The organism is Pseudomonas sp. NFX183, assembly GCF_047943075.1.
Taxonomy (GTDB): domain Bacteria; phylum Pseudomonadota; class Gammaproteobacteria; order Pseudomonadales; family Pseudomonadaceae; genus Aquipseudomonas.
In genome coordinates, this window is the sequence record NZ_CP181333.1 from 6,438,296 (window position 1) to 6,455,377 (window position 17,082).

23 protein-coding genes are annotated in these 17,082 nt (G+C 58.9%); 1 reads left to right on the forward strand and 22 read right to left on the reverse strand.

Features of this window, described 5'->3' with window-relative positions; translation table 11 throughout:
• Position 1: 1 nt before the first annotated feature.
• From ACM530_RS30005 to ACM530_RS30100, 20 genes are all read right to left on the reverse strand, one after another.
• Entirely contained in the window at positions 2-754 is a 753-nt protein-coding gene (locus tag ACM530_RS30005; RefSeq protein WP_416363922.1) for a phage minor tail protein L, read from the reverse strand.
• A gap of 11 nt (positions 755-765) precedes the next feature.
• Positions 766-1,104 (reverse strand): phage tail protein, encoded by a 339-nt coding sequence (locus ACM530_RS30010; RefSeq protein ID WP_416363923.1) that lies wholly within the window; start codon positions 1,102-1,104, stop codon positions 766-768.
• Positions 1,104-4,178: a phage tail tape measure protein gene (locus ACM530_RS30015; RefSeq protein ID WP_416363924.1), complete on the reverse strand. Its 3,075-nt coding sequence runs from the start codon at positions 4,176-4,178 to the stop codon at positions 1,104-1,106. Before ACM530_RS30015 ends, ACM530_RS30010 begins: the two co-directional genes overlap by 1 nt.
• Before the next feature lie 27 nt (positions 4,179-4,205).
• The gene (locus tag ACM530_RS30020; RefSeq protein WP_416363925.1) at positions 4,206-4,478 is read right to left on the reverse strand and encodes a DUF1799 domain-containing protein; all 273 of its coding nucleotides are present in this window, start codon (positions 4,476-4,478) and stop codon (positions 4,206-4,208) included.
• A 47-nt stretch (positions 4,479-4,525) separates the two neighbouring features.
• Positions 4,526-4,906: a phage tail assembly chaperone gene (locus ACM530_RS30025; RefSeq protein WP_053256732.1), complete on the reverse strand. Its 381-nt coding sequence runs from the start codon at positions 4,904-4,906 to the stop codon at positions 4,526-4,528.
• A 3-nt stretch (positions 4,907-4,909) separates the two neighbouring features.
• Complete coding sequence (locus ACM530_RS30030) at positions 4,910-5,566, reverse strand: phage tail protein (RefSeq protein ID WP_416363926.1); 657 nt, start codon at positions 5,564-5,566, stop codon at positions 4,910-4,912.
• An 87-nt stretch (positions 5,567-5,653) separates the two neighbouring features.
• Entirely contained in the window at positions 5,654-5,914 is a 261-nt protein-coding gene (locus tag ACM530_RS30035; RefSeq protein WP_416363927.1) for a hypothetical protein, read from the reverse strand.
• Between the two features lie 51 nt (positions 5,915-5,965).
• On the reverse strand, positions 5,966-6,382 hold the full coding sequence (locus ACM530_RS30040; protein ID WP_416363928.1) for a phage tail terminator-like protein: 417 nt from the start codon (positions 6,380-6,382) through the stop codon (positions 5,966-5,968).
• Positions 6,379-7,014 carry a hypothetical protein gene (locus tag ACM530_RS30045; RefSeq protein WP_416365137.1) on the reverse strand — a complete coding sequence of 212 codons (636 nt, stop codon included), beginning with the start codon at positions 7,012-7,014 and terminating at the stop codon, positions 6,379-6,381. Before ACM530_RS30045 ends, ACM530_RS30040 begins: the two co-directional genes overlap by 4 nt.
• A 17-nt stretch (positions 7,015-7,031) precedes the next feature.
• Positions 7,032-7,400 carry a hypothetical protein gene (locus ACM530_RS30050; RefSeq protein WP_416363929.1) on the reverse strand — a complete coding sequence of 123 codons (369 nt, stop codon included), beginning with the start codon at positions 7,398-7,400 and terminating at the stop codon, positions 7,032-7,034.
• A gap of 183 nt (positions 7,401-7,583) precedes the next feature.
• Complete coding sequence (locus ACM530_RS30055) at positions 7,584-8,087, reverse strand: DnaT-like ssDNA-binding protein (RefSeq protein ID WP_416363930.1); 504 nt, start codon at positions 8,085-8,087, stop codon at positions 7,584-7,586.
• A gap of 59 nt (positions 8,088-8,146) precedes the next feature.
• Positions 8,147-8,731, reverse strand: a complete 585-nt coding sequence (locus tag ACM530_RS30060) for a hypothetical protein (protein WP_416363931.1) — start codon at positions 8,729-8,731, stop codon at positions 8,147-8,149.
• Between the two features lie 47 nt (positions 8,732-8,778).
• Positions 8,779-9,744: a major capsid protein gene (locus ACM530_RS30065; protein ID WP_042572010.1), complete on the reverse strand. Its 966-nt coding sequence runs from the start codon at positions 9,742-9,744 to the stop codon at positions 8,779-8,781.
• A 12-nt stretch (positions 9,745-9,756) separates the two neighbouring features.
• Positions 9,757-10,485, reverse strand: a complete 729-nt coding sequence (locus ACM530_RS30070; protein ID WP_416363932.1) for a hypothetical protein — start codon at positions 10,483-10,485, stop codon at positions 9,757-9,759.
• Between the two features lie 89 nt (positions 10,486-10,574).
• Positions 10,575-11,183 (reverse strand): hypothetical protein, encoded by a 609-nt coding sequence (locus tag ACM530_RS30075; protein WP_242201980.1) that lies wholly within the window; start codon positions 11,181-11,183, stop codon positions 10,575-10,577.
• 24 nt (positions 11,184-11,207) lie between these two features.
• On the reverse strand, positions 11,208-12,296 hold the full coding sequence (locus tag ACM530_RS30080; protein ID WP_416363933.1) for a minor capsid protein: 1,089 nt from the start codon (positions 12,294-12,296) through the stop codon (positions 11,208-11,210).
• Positions 12,271-13,689, reverse strand: coding sequence for a DUF4055 domain-containing protein (locus tag ACM530_RS30085; RefSeq protein ID WP_416363934.1), 1,419 nt, complete (start codon positions 13,687-13,689; stop codon positions 12,271-12,273). The genes ACM530_RS30080 and ACM530_RS30085 overlap by 26 nt, the downstream gene beginning before the upstream one ends.
• Positions 13,686-14,987, reverse strand: coding sequence for a terminase large subunit domain-containing protein (locus tag ACM530_RS30090; protein WP_416363935.1), 1,302 nt, complete (start codon positions 14,985-14,987; stop codon positions 13,686-13,688). Before ACM530_RS30090 ends, ACM530_RS30085 begins: the two co-directional genes overlap by 4 nt.
• Positions 14,974-15,435 (reverse strand): DUF2280 domain-containing protein, encoded by a 462-nt coding sequence (locus ACM530_RS30095; protein ID WP_167665108.1) that lies wholly within the window; start codon positions 15,433-15,435, stop codon positions 14,974-14,976. Before ACM530_RS30095 ends, ACM530_RS30090 begins: the two co-directional genes overlap by 14 nt.
• A gap of 30 nt (positions 15,436-15,465) precedes the next feature.
• Positions 15,466-16,089: a putative metallopeptidase gene (locus ACM530_RS30100; protein ID WP_416363936.1), complete on the reverse strand. Its 624-nt coding sequence runs from the start codon at positions 16,087-16,089 to the stop codon at positions 15,466-15,468.
• A gap of 93 nt (positions 16,090-16,182) precedes the next feature.
• On the opposite strand from ACM530_RS30100, the gene ACM530_RS30105 reads away from it, so the two are divergent.
• Positions 16,183-16,515 (forward strand): hypothetical protein, encoded by a 333-nt coding sequence (locus ACM530_RS30105; protein ID WP_416363937.1) that lies wholly within the window; start codon positions 16,183-16,185, stop codon positions 16,513-16,515.
• Between the two features lie 12 nt (positions 16,516-16,527).
• Here ACM530_RS30105 and ACM530_RS30110 read toward each other — a convergent pair whose 3' ends face one another.
• Both ACM530_RS30110 and ACM530_RS30115 read right to left on the reverse strand, forming a co-directional pair.
• Complete coding sequence (locus tag ACM530_RS30110) at positions 16,528-16,716, reverse strand: hypothetical protein (RefSeq protein WP_416363938.1); 189 nt, start codon at positions 16,714-16,716, stop codon at positions 16,528-16,530.
• Positions 16,709-17,071 (reverse strand): Gp49 family protein, encoded by a 363-nt coding sequence (locus tag ACM530_RS30115; RefSeq protein ID WP_003218338.1) that lies wholly within the window; start codon positions 17,069-17,071, stop codon positions 16,709-16,711. Before ACM530_RS30115 ends, ACM530_RS30110 begins: the two co-directional genes overlap by 8 nt.
• Between the last annotated feature and the right edge of the window lie 11 nt (positions 17,072-17,082).

Below are 17,082 nucleotides of genomic sequence, written 5' to 3' on the forward strand. Positions count from 1 at the left end.
GTCAGCTCCGGGCAATCAGGGATACGGCGGGGAATCCGCCGAAGGAGAGTTCGTTGTTCTCGCCGAATCGCAACTTGCAGGACGACAGGCAGCCCTTGCACTGATCCTTGGCCGGATCATCCGTGGGGTTGTCCTCGTCGTCGAACATGGCCGCGCCGGTGTAGCCGCAGTCCGGCCCTCGGTAACCATTGGTCATGGCCCAGTGGCAGAACGTCGTCATCTGGCGCCCGGGAAGTCCATGGGTGTCGATCTCACCCGGGGACGACAGCTCCCAGACCACCGCCTCGCCGTCCTCGCTGGTTTTCTGGTCGATGTACCAGATCTCCAGCGCCTCCTGGGTCGGATCGGCGGTTAGGTTGCCCTCGGGGAAATTGGCGGCGTCTAGGTACTGGGCCAGCGTCTCGCGGACAGTCAGCTTGAACTTGAGCATATCCTCGAACGCCAGGCACAACGCCGTGACGCGCCCGTTGACGTTGGCGGCAGCGAAAGTCGGCCGAGAGGCGGTGCCGTCGCTGCTCGAGGAGATACCCTCAATCTGCACCGGCCAGGCCGCGTACTCCTGGCCCTGCCAGATAATCGACTTGGCGGGCAGTTCCTCTTCTGAGCCCTCGTAGGCCAGCAATTCCTCAGGCGTGTGCGGGATAGCATGACCGTGGAAGCGCAGGTAATCGGCGCCGTATTCGGTACCGTCAATTTCGAACAGGCGAATCTCGCCGCCGGGCTCCAGTTTCTGGATGTCCGTGATCAGTGCCATGGGCGGTTATCTCAGGGGTGAAAGGTTTGCTGGAAGGTGGCGGTGATGGCGTAGACCTGGCCGCCACGGTGAACAGGCTTGTAGCCGTTGCACTTGTAGAGCCCTAGCACGCCAAGTGGTGGCGTCCAGAGAAACGCCTTTGCCCCTTTGTGCTTGTCGAGGAACTTCCTGATCTCCAGGATTCGCGCGGCCATGCCGGTAAACGTCACCGGCCAGGATTCCGACTGATTGTTCAGTCCGTCCTCGACCGACTGCTCATAGCCATCGCCGAACTTTTTGGTCCGAACGCGCTGGGTAATCTCCCCTTCCGCGCCCTTCTCCGTTGCCCATGTAAATCGTTCGATTGGCATCAGCGCCCCTTGATTGCTTTGTTGATGACGCCGCCCTGGCCCATGTCCTTGTTGCGCATCTGCTGGTACTTCTGCTCCACAAAAGCCGCCAGCTCCTTGCCGAACAGGTCGTAGCCAGGCGCGTCGGCAGAGGATGATGCGTTGCCGTCTCCGTCGATATGCACCGCGACGTTGATCTGCGTTGCACCCGCCCCACCACCGCCCATGGCCATAACACCCAGCTTGCCGCTGGATGTGCGAGTCAGTGGCATGATCGCCTCTTCACCCGCCTCGCCCATGACACCGGTTTTGCCGTTGGCCATGCCGAACGCCGTAGGCTTGCTGACGATGGAGTTGGTGAAGGCGCCGCCGTCGGCGAACATCTGCACACCGCCCGACCAGGCGCCGCCCAAAGCTTGAGGGAAGTACGAGCCCGAGTAGCCGCCCGCTGATGCGCCAAGATTTGACGAAGCAGCACCGGCAGACCCAGCGGCTAGCCCGTTGCCGCCGGCGGCGCTTCCACCGAAGTAGCTCGCCGCTGCGCCAACCAAACTGCCAAGCAACGCTGAACTCGCCTGACGGGTCGCGATACGCGCCATATCCGCCAAAATCGACTTCGTGAAGTCCGCAAAGGAAAGCTTTCCAGTCATGGCGAAGTTGACGACGGCGTCTTCCATGGAGCTAAAGGCGTTGCCGAACAGGCTTTTTGTCTGCCCGGCGACGTTGCGAGCCGAATCCAAGTAGTTGTCCCATGCCGCTGTTGCTCCCTTGGTCCAATCACCCTGCGCATTTTCCACATCCGCGTAGTTCTGCCGGATTTGGTCAGTGGCAGCCTTATTCGCGTCTGCGAGCGCCTGCGACTTACGCTTGAACTCTTCCTCCGACATGCTCCGCGACGGGTCAGACTTTTGGTTGGCCAGCTCCAGTGACTGCTGAGCAAACCGATCTTGCTGGCTGTTCAGTTCGCCACTGAGTGCGTTCTGGCGATCACCCTGGCCCACGCCAAGCACCGCACGCTGCCCGGCAAGCTCCAGGGCTCGTTGTTGCTGCCCCAGTGCCTGCACGTAGGTGCTGATCGCTCGCTCCTGCTTCGCCAAGCGCCCGGTCTCGTTGGTTGCCAGCACTTCAAGCTGGCTGTCGGCGTCCTTCTGCGCCTTGACCATCCCTGCGCGCGCGTCAGCGATCTTCTGGTCGAGCTGGATACTTTGCGCGGCAGTGGTGGACTTCTTGCCCTTGGCGGCTTCCAGAGCGGATATCTCGGCCTCGTAGGCTGCCGTTACTTGGTCGCGCTCATTACCGATCAGGGCTTGGCGCCGCAACAGGTAGTCTGCCTCTGAAATAAGCCCAGCCTTTTGCGATGCGTCCAACTGCTTCTGGTAGTTTTTGTAGTCGGTAGCGATGGCCGCGAGGTTGTTCTTCGCGTCATTGAAGCCGGTCAGATCCACGCTGCCGGCAGCAATCGCGGGGTCTTTGTTCTTGTCCTTAATGTTTTGGATCGTCTTAGCCACATAATCTGGCTGGACGAGGGGACTGTCCGGGTTTGCTTTGCGGAGGTTTTCGACTGACCGCTCGTACTCTTTGATCAGCTTATTGCGCTTCTCTGCATTGGTCAGGTTCGAATCGCTGATTGCCTTGAGCTTCTGCTCAGCCTCGATCCCTTCCTGCTGAACACGCACCTGATCCTCTTGGGCTTTGGTTCGCTGACCACCAACAAAGACCATAAGCTGGAGCTGATACAGCTCCTTCTCAGAAGCCGCGAGTTTCTTTTGGGCGTCAGTGTCATCCGGGTCAGCTTTGAGCACGCTTCGAGCGTAAGCCGCACTTTGGGTAAGTTCAGCGATCCTTTTGGCCGGCCCTTCATCGCGACCAATATTTTTTATCGCGTCGAGGGACTTCTTGGCCTCATCCGTGATGCCTTTCCACGCCCTTTCGATAGTGCCGAGATTCTGAGTGATCTCACCAGCCCTGCCCTTTACGGTGTCGGCGTAAGTGTCGGTCAAGAGCTTCGCTGCACCGATGGTGTCGCCCTGCTCCTTAAGCGCAACAATCTGTGAATAAACCGAGGCGGTCAGGAAGTGATACTGATCATTCAGAGACTTCGCAGCAGCAACTGGGTCCTCAGCAATCTTGACGAACTCCGCTACCGTCGCGTCTACAGACTTCCCCGTCGCTTTCTCCATCGCCAAGGCGGCTTCTGAAATTTCAACGAAGCTCGCACCTGCAATCTTTCCATTGCCTGCCAGCGTCGACAGCACCTCTGCGGCCTGGCCAGTAGTACCGACCGTTGCGCTGATCTGACGCGCCATATCGCTCAGTTGGCCCGCACTCACACCGGCGTAATTGCCTGTGAGGATCAGCGCCTTGTTGTAGTTATCTTGCTCCTCACTGCCTTGATGGTAGGCGTATGCAAGACCGCCTACGGCGGCGGTAGCCAGAGCCAGCGGTGTCAGGATGGCAAGCAAGCCAACAGCCCCTGCACCCGCGCCAGCGCCCAACTGAGCCACAGCGCGAACACCACTACCCCAGTCGCCCGAAGACAATGCATTGCCCAACTGAACAACGTTTTCCTGAGCTTGCCGAGTACCCAGACGCAGCTTGTCGAAACCGGTATTGGTCTTTTCGAGCTTTGCGTAATCCTTATCGATATTGCTCAGGGCTTTGTTGTAATCCTCCTGGCTCAAGCGCCCAGCATCCAGATGTTTGCCCAGTTGCTCTACCTGGGTATCCAGCTTGGCCAGGGCCGCGCGAGCCGGGTCGATGGCACCCAGCAGGCTGTTCAGGGCCTTCTGCTCATCCATGGCGGACTTGGCCAAGGCCACCTGCTGCTTGTCGAGCTGCGCCGATATCTTCGCTGCCTCGGCCTCGCCATAGGCGCCGGTCTTGGTCAGCTTAGCGAGAGCGTCGCGCTGCTTTGCCAGGTCCTGGGTGGTTTTGGCGCTGGTGGACAGTGACTTTTCCAGCGCCTGCATTTCGTTCATCAGCGAAACGGCGGACTGCTCGGCCCGGCCGCCGGCCTTCGCCATATCATCCAGGCTCGTTTTAGCCTGGATTGCATCGGCCGAGTCGATCTTGACGCCGAGTTCTGCAATGTTCATCGACTCACCTTGAATAAGTGCCCGTGGTTACAGGCTGTTTTCCCTTTCCTCCGCCATGACGCGCAGGGCTTCGCCTTCCAGCACCTGAAGGTCAGGGAAGATTTCAGCGAGTTTCTTTTTCTTGATACCGAGGAAGCCGGCCACGTCGCGGATGCAGTTGTAGTCGAGACCGATCGCGCCGCCGGCGCCCGCCCGCCACTGAGTCGACATCCGGTTGAACAGGAAGAACGCCGGCCAGTTGCAGGGCCATACCTCGGTCACCTCTTCAAGGTCACCCGGGGAAAGCCCAAACAGACCCATCAGTTCAGCAGGTGCCGCCGGCGCGTAGAGTGCGCGGGCGGCGTCTGTCAGTTTCCCAGGCGGGCCTGGCTGAATGCGTTCTGGTAGGCGTTCACAACTGCCTCAGCCGCGCCCTGGCAGGACTTCACCAATGCCAGGATGCTCTTATCGTCGAACTTGTCATCGAAGCCCCAGCCGACCACCAGGTCCTTGATCTGCTGCGCTTGCTGCTCAGTGTCAGCGGCTACGATTTCGGAAAGCGTAGGCTTATCGCCGAGGGCGGCCTGTGCCTCGTCGCGCTTCAGGGTCCATTCATCGAACAAGGCGGCAAGCCCTGGACGATCCCGATACTTGAAGGTGAACTCGATCTTCTCGGGCTCGCCCCCAACGATAGGGATCGACACGAAGGCCTTGAACGTCGGGTTCTGGGCGATTCTGATCTTTGCCATGGGTTATGCCACCGCAGTCAGGTAACGGGTCGGTTCACCCTGCAGCGCCAGGTTCACGGTCCGGGTCAGCAAGTTGCTGCGAGACACAGTCGGCTGGTTGGAGAACGAGGTGAAGGCGCCGTAGAACAGCGTGTCGTTGCCCGGCAGGTTCAGGCGCGCAGCCTGAATGGTCTGGCTGGCATCAGCGGCGCGAAGGATGGCGTTGAACGCCTGGCCCGGGTCATCCGCAATGGTCAGCGCCAAACTGGCCGCCGCTTTGTCGGTTGGCATCTGGCGGCCTTGCTTATCTTCCAGGAACACCACGTCCAGATAGTTCTGGGTGCCGCCGGCGAAAGCGACATCGGTGATTTGCGGAATCTGTACCCAGGTCAGCACCTTCTTCAGCGAGCCGATGCCGGAGCCGGCTGGGTAAATCTGTAGGTCAGTGGTGTCGATGCCATCGAGGGTGATGGCGGTCGCAGTGGCCGCCTTCACGCGCACAACCCGGTTGCCCAGGCGAGTCCAGCCGGAAGTGACAATCACGATGTCGCCAGCGGACAATGTGCCGCCAGTTACAGTGGCCACGGCCTCAGCCGCGTTGCTCAGCGCCGTAAACGGGATGTCCGGGCCATAGGTGGCACCGTGCTGGAAGGTGCCGCCGTCCGGAATTTTGTAGCCCATGGGTATTTCCTCTTTGCAGATGTGAAAAAACCCGCTCAATGGCGGGTTCTTGGGATTGCCCAATGGGCGAATTATTTGGCGGTTACGTTATTCAGTATTACGGCAGTCTTGATAAGCCTCAAGAGGCAGCCCAGATTTGGAACCAATGACGACGCCGGTAAGGCCGCAGGAAGGACAACAGGCATGCTTTTCCAGATACCACTTCGTAATTTGACTCGGCGTAGACCATTCCCCGCACGCAGTGCAGATGCACTTGTCGCTGGCAATAATCTCGTCGCGGTTGTTCCAGGCGTGATCATCTGCTGACTCATCCAGCCACTGTAATCGCGCTTTTGTATCTTCATCCATGGTGACGCCCCTACCTACCCATTTACGTGGAGCGATTCTAGCGCGAGCCGCTCAATTGGTGTCGGCTCGGTACAAGAAAGAGACTGGAACGGTGTAGGTGGAATCACCGGTGATGCCAGGGCCCGGGTCGACTGGCGACATGGTCACCACGGTGACCGAGCCCTTCGTGTCCCTGGCGTATAGCGGGAACAAGCCGACCAGCTCGACCGCAATGGGGTTCGTCTTGGTCTTCCCAGTGCCCGCCGGCGCGATGATGCTTACCTGGAACACTCCGGTGAACAGCCGGTGATCGCCGCCGAGCGTGTTGCTCGCGGTGTCGCCCGCGATAGTGAAGGCTCGCAGGTAGGTCTCGCCCGCCGCCGGCGTATAGGCCGTATTCTCGAAAACGATCTTCAGCTTCTCCGACCGGACAGCATTCCAAGCGATCAGCTTGGCCTCGTAGATCGAGGCGATGATTGCGTGACTCATACCTGGTTGTTCCTGATGGCCTCCAGCACTATCTGCTGAAATCGAGCCACGGTTACCCGGACCATGCCGCCGGGGGCCTGGGTGGAATGGCCGAACTCCAGCGGAATCGCGTAGGGCAAGTTGTTTACGATGAAAGCCGTTTCGCCGGCCTTAAACTCAATGGCGCCCGCCACAAGCCGCGCAGTCGCCTCAGCCCCTGTCGGGTCCGGGTGAATGCGGAAGCTGTTGTCGACAGAGCCAATAGAGAAATTCCAGTTCGCCCGGAAGCGGCCGCCGACATAGTCCTTACCGGCGACCAGGCCATTCACGTTGAAATTCTGGTCGCGCTCAGTCTTTGTCAGCGGCTTAGCGTATTTCACGCCGCGCTTGAGGTTGCCTGCCTTCGTGAAGTTCGACTCGTTGAGGTTGATGATCGTGTTGCGCACCGAAACCTTGAAGTCGTAGTCATCGGCGGCTCGCTTGTTCGCCTGTCGGTGAACGACGTTCGCAGCCCAGATCTCTGGATTGCCCACCGGCGACATTCGGATGACGCTGCTGCCGATCTCGATAACAATCTCGCGGATGGTCGCGTCGATACCAGCCTGAGCGCGCTCGGCGAAGTCGCGAATGTTCTCGGCAAAGCTGCCGTTCATACCCGAATATTTATTAGTCACGAACGCACCTGCAGCTCATAAAGGATCGGAGTGCCGGCGGGGTTAACTTCTTTCAGTGGAGGAACGATTGACCAGGCGCGGCCCTGGGCGACCACCTTGTCGAGCAGGCCCGGTACCCAGGACAGGCCCTGCGCGGCGATCTTCAGCTTTTTGTCGCCCTGCCTGATGAGGCTGTTGTTCTGGAATTCCAAGCCGGTGAAGTCGAGCAGGATGCCCTGGGCGATTTGCTCAACAGTGGCGCCTGGCGCTTCCCCGCCCGTCTCCGGGTCGTACTCCCCCGGCACCGTCTTGCTGATGGTCACGGGCTGGCCGAACTCTGTGATCATTTCCAGAGCCATCACGGCCATTTCGTCGTAAAAGGCCATGGTGGCTCCAGATGTGAAAAGCCCAGCGCGATGGCCGGGCCTTTAAATGGGTGCGGGCGGCAGGTGCTGATCTCCTGCTTTCGGGTTGGTCGAGTTGCACGACCGTACAGTATGGATCCGACGTCCACAGGGCAAAAGCCCGTTACCTTGACGCATCAGCCTGCGCATTCACCCGCATGACGATTATGCGCGGATTGCGAACAGCCCGCGCTTTTGTAGGTAGTCGGCAAACTGGGTTGCACTCGGCCGATCAGGCGCTGCTGGCAGCAGCCGGTTACTGGTGGATGGGATCGCCGCGTATTGCCGCGTCACAGCCCCCTCAACACGATCCAGCAGCACCGCGCCTTTGCGTTTTTCCACCGGGTCGATATCGTCCTGATGGATTTCGGCGGCCAAGGCCATCTGCCCGTAATGGATCCGCGCCGGCAGGTAGTTGTTCGGCTTGATCTCGTGATCCAGCAGTACTTCCCGGCGCGGCCAGGATAGGGCCTGCTCGCTGTTCGTCTTGCGGCCCTTCCAGGTCATGGCATCCATCGCCAAGGCGGCCCGACGCAGCAGCGCTTCCTGCGCAGGAGCGTCGGCAGGGATGACCACACCGAACTTACTGGCGTACATGACCAGGTCCGCAGCACTCGCGTAGCTTTCGGCGTCAGGAAGCCCTTGTCCGGTCTCGATCATGAGTGTCATGCGTCAACTCGCTGGAATGGTTTGTAAATTGGCCGCCGGGTGACCGACAGCCAGCAGTATTACTCCTTGGGCAACTCAGCGACGAGCTTTTCCAGGGATTCTTTGGAGGCGTTGGCCCGATACTGAATCTTGGCTTCGTCGAGCTTTGCTTTCAGCGCCGCGACGTCACCGGTCTCATCAGCCGGCGGCGTGAGGGCAGACTTCTTCAGCGCTTCAACCTCTCCGCGAAGTGCGTCGACAGTCAAGGCCAGGCCGTCACGTTCAGTGGTCAACTCACCTACCGAAGCATGGATGTTGCCCAGCACGTCAAACAAGCGCAACGCCAGTTCGCCGGACTCTGGACGGTGAATCTCGCCAGCTTCCAGACCGTCAACAAGGATCTGGATCGATCCATGCTCAGCACGCAAAGCCGCGATCACCTTTTCCAGCTCGGCTTGGTTGCCCGCACCAACAATCTGCACCCGCTTGGCTTCCTTCACCGACACATTGATGCCGGCTGCTTCGTATGCATTGACCACGCTCGGCCAATCGCCAATTACCAGCACGCTGGTCACATCCGCTTCGGGCTTATCGAAGTGTTCCGGATTGCGGTAACGCTTCTCCGGGTCGAAGCCGCTGAGCTGGTTGCTGTAAGTCAGTTCCATGTGTTTCTCCAAGGCGGCCATTGCTGGCCGCGCGTTGAGTTTGAGGCTTAACCGCCAGTAACAGGAGGCGTTGCGGTGAGCGTGATCATCACACCGGCGGTGACCTTGTTGCTGCCCGCGTGCTTGACCCAGTTGGCAGCGGAGCCGACAGCAGCCAGGGTTGGGTTAGAACCGCCAGTGGTGGCTTTCCAGCTGTAGCCCAACACGTCGATGTTCACGGTGCCTTCAGCGCGGTAGCCGATGCTCAGGTTTTCTTCGTCGTTCACTTCGTAGGAACGGAAGCCTGGGGCCTGCGACTCGGTGATGGTTACGGCGTTTGGCAGCAGGCCGAAGATCACATCCGCCGGCGCGGTGTCGGTCACCAGTACCGGCTTGCCCAGAGTGCCCGGCAGGCCGCCGTAGATCACGACGCCAGCTTCTTCGTAGATCTTGTTGGTGATAGCTTCGTCGACGATGTCGAAGTAGGCGCTGGAGTGCATGACCCACAGAGCAATACGGCCGAACTTGTCGCCGAACTTGCGCATACCGCGAGTCAGCGTCTTCTTGCCATCGGTTTCGATGTTGGCCGAAACCACCATGTCAGCGTTGGAGCCGATGGCGGCACGCAGGCCAGCAGTTGCGTACTGGATGAAGCCTTCCAGGGTTGCATCAGCGACGTCGGCGCCGACGATCTGGGAGAACTCCTCGACCGGACGACCGCGGCGCTTGAATGCCTCTTCGGTGGTCTGGTACGGGCCGTACTTCCAGGGAGCCTTGACTCCAACAGCTTCACCAGCGCTGATCTTCTTGGCGGTTACCTTGCCGTCGGAGTTGACGTCGCGGTGCTCCAAGGAGCCGTTCAGCTTGTAGAGAGCGCGCTTGCGGAAGTCACCCTCGATCAGTTCGTTGTCCAGCACCATCGCGCCGTTGGACGATGCGTTAAATACATCCAGGTTGTCCTGGACACGCTCCAGGTATGCAGTTTGCGCCTCATCGTTGTAGATGATCAGGTCGCTGTTAACGGTTGTAGCCATGGGTCAATCCCCCTACTTGGGCAATGCGAGATATGCGGTTTGGCCGTGCTTGCGCTGAAAGTCGCGCTTCTGCTCGGAGGTCATTTCGGAGCGCTTGAATGCAGCCTTGCCGCCACCCCCGCCCGGGGCAAATGTCCCTGAAGCCCTTGGCCACAGATGAGGTGCGCTTTCGCGCAGAGATTCCGCCCATTCGAGCGGAGTCAAAGGGGTTTTGCCGTCTTTACCGAGGATGACCTGGCCGGATTCATCAACGGCGACTGCATCGCCATCTTCGTTAAGGGTGAACACGCCTTTGGCGCGCAGGATGATGTCGTCGGTTGCTTCTGGCAGAGCGCCGGCCTTCAGTGCCGCACCGCGTACCGAGTCACCCAGAACCTTGCCCTGGAACTTGGCAGCAAAGGATTCGGCCTTCTCGGCGCGCTCGCTGATGGTCTTCAACTGCTTGTCGTAGTCACCACGCAGGCGCTCGGTGCGTCGATTGAAGACCTCGTCCACCTTGCCCTCGGTCAAGAGCTTGGTTTCTTCGTCCTGGCCGGCACGACTGAGCAAACCTCTAACGGCATCAATGTCGATGCCTTCGAACTGGGTTTCGAACTGGGTGAGCTTGCCGGTGGTGTCTTTGAGCTTGCCCAACAACTCGGTGTTCTTGGTTTTGAGGCCAGAAACGGATGCTTCAACGGCAGTCGCGATAGCGGCCTTAATTGCCGGGTTTTCCAGGTCGATTTCGTTTTCTTCTGACACGTTGATGACCCCCTTGGGTATATTTCGCCGGCTTTGCAGGCATAAAAAAGCCCCGGCATGTGCCAGGGCTGTGTGTATCAGTTATTCGCTCAACTGCTTCCGCGCAGCTTAGCCTCATCGAATTTTTTCTTCATGGCCGCAATAAAGGCGGCCTTAGTTTCCGGAGATACGGGCTCTCGAAACTCGCCCAGCGTCGTTTTCGCTTGTATCTGTAGATCTTCAAGCTTGTCAAAGGTGATCACGGCGTTAACTGCCAAGTCCAAAAACATCTCTGGCTGAACCAGAAAATCAATGTTTTCGGCATAGCCAAGGGTCTGAGGTAGAGACGCACTATCCCCATGAAAAATGAAGCTCTTGATGGGAAGAATCGTGTCTATTTTTTTTGAGTAGAATCCAATCCATAGAACTCTTACAGGCCTCTTTCCTCTAGAAACAATAGAAATCCGCCAGCGCTCATTGCCTTGCGCCTGATCTATCGTGAGGTCTTCAACGTCCTCTCGGCGCTGGACATACGATTGCCAAAGCGCAACACCGACCGCGAAAAAGGCACCAATACCAGCGACCCAATCCCCCAGACTGCCCCAGCTTATAACGTACTTTGTAGTTGACTCCGGGTTCATATTTATCCCGATAGTCGCCCCAAGAAGACCGCTAACCACGCATGCGACCATGACTCCAAACACAACGAAGTACTTCATACCACCTCCATTTGATTGAAGGCGTTATAGCAACCCTGCGCGCTCAAAAGCCAGCGGCTCAAGCGCTCGCATTTGTGCGAGGGTCAGAGGTGAAAAATTGCGATCAAGTTGCAACTCGGAAAATCGCTCGATGCTCAGCCCGCCCTCCCGGAATAGCTTGGCCCGGACCGGACCGATAGCCACATCCTGGAAGGAAGCAGGCTGCTGCTGAAGCCAGTGGTAGTAATCGAGGTCAGCATTGACCTGTTGCCCGCCATTGGCGCCCACCGAGGCACGCGTTGCGCCCTTGGCGAACATCGCGCTGAGCTTGGTCAACAGAATGAAGGTGGTGCGGCAGTTAGGGTGGAAAGGCGGCCTTGGGCCGGAATCCACCGGAAACTTGCGTTTGTCCATCGAGCGGCACAACTGGCTGGTCTTGCTATCCAGCGTGGCCACCATCTGGATCTCTTGCACGATATCCGTGTTGGCCTTTGCGACCTCCATCCGCGCCTGGGAGGCCACATGCTGAATCGCGGTATGCACGACCGTGCTGGCATTACGGTTCGTGGTAGCAAGGATGCCGTCTTTGTACCCTGCCGCCTTGGTGCCGCGAATGTTGCGGATTATCTGGAAGTTCGTCTGCCCTTTGAAGAAACCCTGCCGGATCGTGCCGGTGACCCGCTCACGCTCGGCGCTGGTCCAGCCCCTGATGAATGACTTCAGCAGCTTCCCGCCGCCAGTACCGCGCACGCTGAGCGGGTTTGTCAGCACAGCGGTGCGGATGGCAGCGACCGTCGGCGCGACCACATCCAGCGAAACGCCAACCGGCGCCGATCTGGCAAGACTGGTTGCCTCAAACTCGGCCTCGTAGTTGGCGATGTCCACCAAGTCTAGGTTCAGCTGCGCGCTGTAGCGGTCGAAGATGCCCAGCAGCAGGCTATCCACTTCCTTCAGCAACGCTTCAAGGCGCTTGACGTTGTACTCAGTCAGGTCCGACTGGGTGAGCCGGTCGCGAATCGATCGGTCGATGTCTTTGAGAAAGGGAGCGAACTTGCCCACCTCTCCAGCCTTGAGCTTTTCGAGGAAGACGGCGTGCCGGATGGTCGCGTCAAGTATTGCCTGGTTCGCCGCCATCTACTTTGTCCTCGTCGTCCAGGCCCAGGCCATCGCCCTGCTCTTCCAGTTCTCCATCGATTTGTTGGTCAGTGCGCTCTGGCGCGATCAGACCCAGCTTGCGCAGGTAGGCCCGTAGATCAGCCTTGGCGAAGCCGCCTTGCTGCCACAAGCCAACCAAAGCCGTGATCATCTGCGGGTCTGCCGTCAGCTCTACAAACTCCTGATTCACCTGGTAGGCAACCTTTTTGTCGGCAATCCCCATGTAAGCGCAGCACCACATGATGGCTCGCGTGTATGCCTCGCTGACGTTTGCCACACAGCCAGCGAGCACCGATGTGGATGCCGACTGATCGCCGCGCGACTCGGTAGCTGTCTTGGTGGCAAGTGAAGCCACCACCATCCGAGCGCCCAACTCGATCATCATCTGGTTCTTATCGGCCATGGCCTCCTTGACCAGCGTGTTTGGTGCCGGCTGCGCGTAACCGAAGGCGCCGCCCGCTGGGAGGAGCATCGGCGCGCGCGAACCGACATAAACACCCTTCGCCTCGAGTAGCTTCACCCACTGCTCATCCAAACCACTGATCCACGGCTGAGCCTGACCACACCAGAAGACGCTGTCTTCGTAATCAGCACTGTTCCGGTAATGGCCCAGGTTGATCATGGCGATGTCGTACAGCGGCGACTCGTCGATGCTTGGGTCGTTGTTCTGCGCGCCGACGAAAGTGAACGGGATCTCCTTGAGACGACCGGTTACGCCTTCGGGCTTGAACTCGTCAATGACTGCCAGTGGCCCGCCACCTTTCGGACCGGACCGGCGCCAGACGCGGCAAACAAAGCCGTCATCCTCAAGCGCCAGCTCCCGGTACTGCTCAGCCGTCTTGTAGCCGAAGCCGTCAGGAATCTCCGGCGACTCGCGCAGGACCACCAGCGTCAGCACGCTGTGACCGTTCACCATGCCCGTGCGCCAGTTGATGATGTCTTCGGCGCAATAGGACAGGATCACCGAGTGTCCGCCGATGCCGTCATCCTGGTGATAGTCGACGTACAGACCGTGCCGACCAGCCTCAAGCACCTTCTCAAGCGTGCCCTGTGAATGCTGGTAGATGCTCACCCCGGAGCCGTTGGCGTTGTCCTGCAGGTATTCCAGTTTCTTCGGCACCGTGAGTGTCGGGTCTTTATGGAAGGCCAGACCCAGCAGCCCGTTACGGGTGTGCCCGGTGGCGTTCTTGAACACCGCCCGCTCGCGGTAAGCCCGGTTCCGGTCTTCGTTCTCCGGCGACTTGTCGTGTGCGTTGATGTAGGGCAGCCGATCGACAACCCGGTGCTGGCCCGCGCAGACGTCGCGAACGGTCGCCCACCGATCCAGCACTGCCCTGTATTCCGCCCGCTTGAAGGAGACGTCGTTGCTCATCGGGCGTATCCCATTTTGATAGCGGTGACCGGTTTGATGATCGGGTACTCGCGGTGGATGAAGTAGCCGCCGGCGTCGTTCGCGTGATCGATGCCGGCGGTTTTATCTGGCTCCCCGTTTGCGCCCCACACCTGCTGCTCTAGGCCATCGGCGTAGGTTGGGCAGGTGAGCGGGTTGACCAGGTAGCGGCGCTCGCCCTGCGCATTGCAGAAGACGGCGTTCATTGCGTTGATTCGGTCCTTCACCGGCGGGTTCGCCGCTGGAGCGACGACCGAGAACCCAGCCTGTTTGAGCATGGCCAGGTCGGTGATGCTGGCGTTCACGGACTTACGTGAATCACCAGAGGCATCCGGGTAGATCCTGATCTCGCACGTCTTCTTGAAGTCGTTGCCGTCGTGCTGCCAGTAGCGCTCTTTGATGCGGCGGATCATGTCGGGCGTGTCGTAGCCGTCGATCAGCTCATCCACGGCCCTGGGTAACCCGTGGTCGCGTTTGACGTGGGTGATTGCCGCCATCTTGCCGACGTTGAAGTCCATCCCGATGAACAGTGGCTCACCAGGCTGCACGGTGTCGAAGCATCCGTTGAGCTTGCGGTCGTAGGCCGTGTAGATCGTGCCGGACGTCAGGTTGACGAACTGGCCTTTGAGGTACGCCATGATCAGCTGGGGCGGATATGACTCCATCAGGGAGGCGATGTAGTCATCCGGCAAGTTCAGCTCGTTGTCGAAGGTGCTGGCCTGCACCAGGCCGTACATCTCCTTGAGCGACGGTTTGTCGCGCAGCTGCTTCACGAACTGCAGGAAGACGAACTTGAAGCCTTCCGGCGTGGTGGTGACATCCACCCCGTTCTTCAGCCCGGGCAAGTTGTAGCGCATCCGGGCGATGATCTTGCGCCAGGCCTGCTGTGCCTTCAGGGCAGTCAGTACGTCCAGCTCATCCACCAGAGCATGGCCGATCTTGAAACCGACAATCGTCTGCGGCTTCTCCATCGACCTGCAAATCACAGTGCCGCGATACTGCCGGCCGCTGTAGATGTGAACTTCGTGGTTCGCCTGGTTGATCTTGGTCTTCAGCCCCCAGTCGTAGGCCACCTCATCCATGGTCGGATAGAAGATGTCCCGGATCTGCGGGTAAGTCGGTGCAAAGTAGCCAGCGTTGACGCCGGGCCACTCCATGAAGTGCTTGCTCAACGCCGAGCATCCGACCCAGGTCTTGCCTGATCCGAACCCGGCAACAAACGCACGGAACTTGTGGGGCAGCGTGAGGAACTGAGCCTGCGGAACGTTAAGGCTCGGCATTCGGCTTCCTCGCATCCACCACGTCGACCTGAATGCGGGTTGGGATCACCGGCTCGTCGCCAACCTCTTCCTTCCGGGCCCGGTTGACGTAGATGTCGCCGCATTCTTTGGCAGCCTGCTCCAGTAGCTGGGCAGTCAGCGCCATATTCTTCATGCCTTCGGCTTTCTCAGCCATGCGGCTCAGGGCGCGCAGTCGGAAGGCTCGATTGGCGATCGGGATGTCTTCAGTCTCTTCGCGGAACCGCTTGCGGCTCTCGCGAAACATCGTTGCCCACTTCTCACCCAGCGCTTTGCCGGCTGCCTTTGTTGGGTCGTGCGATTCGCACTGTTGGCGAGTGACAACAACGTTGAATTCTTTTAAGACGGCCTCAACCACCTGAGAAGGTGTGTCAAAGCACGCGAGAGCCTGAACAATAAAGGCTTTCACCTCACTTCGAAGAGCTGCCATTGGCGATCATCCGTCTTAACCTGTCTAAAATCAGGCCGACTTGAGCAGACAGGTTCCGCAGGCCCTCGCAATGTTCAATTTCCCCACCTCAGCAGGACTGTTTGCAGCATCCACCAACGTTTGAACATCAGGGCTTGCGCCGTAGCGGCGGACCACACCGACGAACTCTTCGACGTCGTGGCCCTGCAGCTTGATCTTCGGTGCGCCATCTTGGGTGAATGCTGGTTGACCGTACTTATCGGTCGCGTGAGCCAGGTGATACAGCTCGTGCTCCAGGAGCGCGCAGAACTCAAGGTCGCTGCACTGGGCGCAGTAGTCGGCGGCCAGGGTAATGATGAATGCCGGCACTTCGCCGAACCAATCACGCATTTGTTGCTCCATACGCGCCTTCTGCCAGCCGCCAGCACGGAACGCCACCTGTTCGGCCTGGCCCAGGACTGTGCGCCCCTGCTTCTCGAAGCTCGACGATGCCCACATGACCCGGATGTCTGCATCCAGTAGGTGGGCATGGTCTTCGTTGTGAATGCTGCCGGTGTCGGCAAGGATCTCGGCTTGGAGCCATTCCCCCACTTCGGGAGCAGGAATCAGGCGGATACCGAAGTCGGAGAGGTCGGAGAGCTCAAGCAGTGATGCTGGAGGTGCTGGCCTGATCATTTCTATCTTCCAAATACTTGAAAGCTGCACGTAACTTGAAGGCACTGCCCAATGTGGTATTCATAATGTCCAAATTAAGGAAGGAGCAATTGTATGGAATTCAAGACCACGCAAATCGATTTTCGGCCTTACCAGAAACCTCTCCAGGTGCGGACCCTTACAGCCGCGTTCGCATTTAGCGAACATTGCGGGGCGCTGGATCTAAGCACTGATACCTATCGCGCAAGCAATCAGGGTTTCAGTTGGCTTGGCGTGCAAACCGAGCCATTCGACGGATGGCTCGATACGTCATCCATTGTTTTTTGCTTTCCCGATGAAAAATACGGGGATTACACCGTGTATCTAGGCGACGACATTACTCAGAACGGCGAATGGCTATGGTTCCCAGTAACTCGAACTCCTGGAGTAAGTTCAGACCAAGGCTGAGCCTGACTCCACTCAGGTCACCATCTGGTGTGTCTGTGCATGGGCGTGACCGTGGAGCAATCCAACGATCAGGCCTTGAGGAAGTGCGGCAGCCTTGGCGGCGTCCACGGCATCAGCAATGGCCTTGTCGAGAGCGTTCACAGCAGCGTTGATGTCCTGCCCCATGGGAAGCACATGTCGTAGGCGGGTAACGTTAGCCATGGAGTCGCGACTTCAGCTCGTAGCCCATCAGCGGCCAAATCTTCTGTTCCGCGTTTTGGCGAGCGATCTTGCGACCCATCTCGGCGTCGAAGTTCTCCGGACTAGCGCAGGCACTCTCACCGGTGACGGTGAAGCCGTTGCGCGTCACCAAAACACAGAAGGTCAGCAGCGCCAATTCGCCGTGCGCGCCGGTGAGCCGCGTCAATTCATCCTGTGTGTGGAAGGCGGCCTGCACACCATCAGCAGCAGTAAAGAAGTACTCGCCAACGATGTTGGCTTTCAGGTCTGCCGGAGTGATACGCGGCGCAGTCAAACCCTTTGCCTGAATTTCCTGTTCAATCGCTTGATCGTTCATGGTGAATCCTC

What these genes read in the sequence shown, in the direction of transcription:
- ACM530_RS30005 (WP_416363922.1), bottom strand. Translation starts at nt 754, where the DNA reads ATGGCACTGATCACGGACATCCAGAAACTGGAGCCCGGCGGCGAGATT.
- ACM530_RS30010 (WP_416363923.1), bottom strand. Translation starts at nt 1,104, where the DNA reads ATGCCAATCGAACGATTTACATGGGCAACGGAGAAGGGCGCGGAAGGG.
- ACM530_RS30015 (WP_416363924.1), bottom strand. Translation starts at nt 4,178, where the DNA reads ATGAACATTGCAGAACTCGGCGTCAAGATCGACTCGGCCGATGCAATC.
- ACM530_RS30020 (WP_416363925.1), bottom strand. Translation starts at nt 4,478, where the DNA reads ATGGGTCTGTTTGGGCTTTCCCCGGGTGACCTTGAAGAGGTGACCGAG.
- ACM530_RS30025 (WP_053256732.1), bottom strand. Translation starts at nt 4,906, where the DNA reads ATGGCAAAGATCAGAATCGCCCAGAACCCGACGTTCAAGGCCTTCGTG.
- ACM530_RS30030 (WP_416363926.1), bottom strand. Translation starts at nt 5,566, where the DNA reads ATGGGCTACAAAATTCCGGACGGCGGCACCTTCCAGCACGGTGCCACC.
- ACM530_RS30035 (WP_416363927.1), bottom strand. Translation starts at nt 5,914, where the DNA reads ATGGATGAAGATACAAAAGCGCGATTACAGTGGCTGGATGAGTCAGCA.
- ACM530_RS30040 (WP_416363928.1), bottom strand. Translation starts at nt 6,382, where the DNA reads ATGAGTCACGCAATCATCGCCTCGATCTACGAGGCCAAGCTGATCGCT.
- ACM530_RS30045 (WP_416365137.1), bottom strand. Translation starts at nt 7,014, where the DNA reads ATGAACGGCAGCTTTGCCGAGAACATTCGCGACTTCGCCGAGCGCGCT.
- ACM530_RS30050 (WP_416363929.1), bottom strand. Translation starts at nt 7,400, where the DNA reads ATGGCCTTTTACGACGAAATGGCCGTGATGGCTCTGGAAATGATCACA.
- ACM530_RS30055 (WP_416363930.1), bottom strand. Translation starts at nt 8,087, where the DNA reads ATGACACTCATGATCGAGACCGGACAAGGGCTTCCTGACGCCGAAAGC.
- ACM530_RS30060 (WP_416363931.1), bottom strand. Translation starts at nt 8,731, where the DNA reads ATGGAACTGACTTACAGCAACCAGCTCAGCGGCTTCGACCCGGAGAAG.
- ACM530_RS30065 (WP_042572010.1), bottom strand. Translation starts at nt 9,744, where the DNA reads ATGGCTACAACCGTTAACAGCGACCTGATCATCTACAACGATGAGGCG.
- ACM530_RS30075 (WP_242201980.1), bottom strand. Translation starts at nt 11,183, where the DNA reads ATGAAGTACTTCGTTGTGTTTGGAGTCATGGTCGCATGCGTGGTTAGC.
- ACM530_RS30080 (WP_416363933.1), bottom strand. Translation starts at nt 12,296, where the DNA reads ATGGCGGCGAACCAGGCAATACTTGACGCGACCATCCGGCACGCCGTC.
- ACM530_RS30085 (WP_416363934.1), bottom strand. Translation starts at nt 13,689, where the DNA reads ATGAGCAACGACGTCTCCTTCAAGCGGGCGGAATACAGGGCAGTGCTG.
- ACM530_RS30090 (WP_416363935.1), bottom strand. Translation starts at nt 14,987, where the DNA reads ATGCCGAGCCTTAACGTTCCGCAGGCTCAGTTCCTCACGCTGCCCCAC.
- ACM530_RS30095 (WP_167665108.1), bottom strand. Translation starts at nt 15,435, where the DNA reads ATGGCAGCTCTTCGAAGTGAGGTGAAAGCCTTTATTGTTCAGGCTCTC.
- ACM530_RS30100 (WP_416363936.1), bottom strand. Translation starts at nt 16,089, where the DNA reads ATGATCAGGCCAGCACCTCCAGCATCACTGCTTGAGCTCTCCGACCTC.
- ACM530_RS30105 (WP_416363937.1), top strand. Translation starts at nt 16,183, where the DNA reads ATGGAATTCAAGACCACGCAAATCGATTTTCGGCCTTACCAGAAACCT.
- ACM530_RS30110 (WP_416363938.1), bottom strand. Translation starts at nt 16,716, where the DNA reads ATGGCTAACGTTACCCGCCTACGACATGTGCTTCCCATGGGGCAGGAC.
- ACM530_RS30115 (WP_003218338.1), bottom strand. Translation starts at nt 17,071, where the DNA reads ATGAACGATCAAGCGATTGAACAGGAAATTCAGGCAAAGGGTTTGACT.